The organism is Shinella sp., assembly GCF_052438155.1.
In the GTDB taxonomy this organism is placed as follows: domain Bacteria; phylum Pseudomonadota; class Alphaproteobacteria; order Rhizobiales; family Rhizobiaceae; genus Shinella.
In genome coordinates this window covers 1-564 of the sequence record NZ_JBQVPI010000114.1, presented here as the reverse complement: position 1 = coordinate 564, position 564 = coordinate 1, and the positions used below count along the sequence as shown (strand labels likewise).

The 564-nt window shown below is 66.3% G+C and carries 1 protein-coding gene and 1 pseudogene; both read right to left on the bottom strand.

Annotated elements, in window-relative coordinates; genetic code table 11:
* Positions 1-295 (bottom strand): SorU family sulfite dehydrogenase c-type cytochrome subunit (gene sorU, locus ACT6VE_RS34885; protein WP_444802662.1); only part of this gene is annotated, 295 nt, incomplete at its 3' end.
* A pseudogene (locus ACT6VE_RS34880) lies at positions 292-564 on the bottom strand (sulfite oxidase); the annotation flags it as partial. The pseudogene ACT6VE_RS34880 and the gene sorU, both read right to left, overlap by 4 nt.

Here is a 564-nt window from a genome sequence, read left to right as displayed (position 1 = left end):
GCGCATCACTGAGTTTGCCGTTGTAGGACGGCATCTGCCCAATCCCGTTGCGCAGCGCGGTGGCCACGCGCTTGGCATCGGGCTTGAGCTCGTCCAGGCTGGGGCCCACGGCGCCTTCGGCTCCCGCGTCCTTGAGCGCATGGCACAGGGCGCAGGCAGGCACCGCGCCTTGGCCGAACAACACCTTGCCTTGTTGAAGTTGCGCGGCATCGTCGGCGGCGTGCACGGGCAGCACTGTGAATGCCAACGACCACAGGGCAGCGACCAACGCGTGTTTTTGGATTGTGCGCTTCATGCCACGCTCACTTTCACGGCGTGGTCGGCCCAGCTGGTGTTGTTGTAGCCGCCCGCGTTTTCCATGCGTTGTTCGGGCTGCACGTTGCCTGCGGTGTCGGTGGCTCGGCTCGCCAGGGTGAACTGGCCCGCCGGCAGGCGCGCCGCAAAAACAAACTGCCGCCACGCAAAGCGGCCGAGGTCGGGCCCCACCATGCGCGCGAGCTGCCAGGTTTTTCCGCCGTCCAGAGAAACCTCGACCTTGGCCACGGCGTTCATGCCGCCAAACGC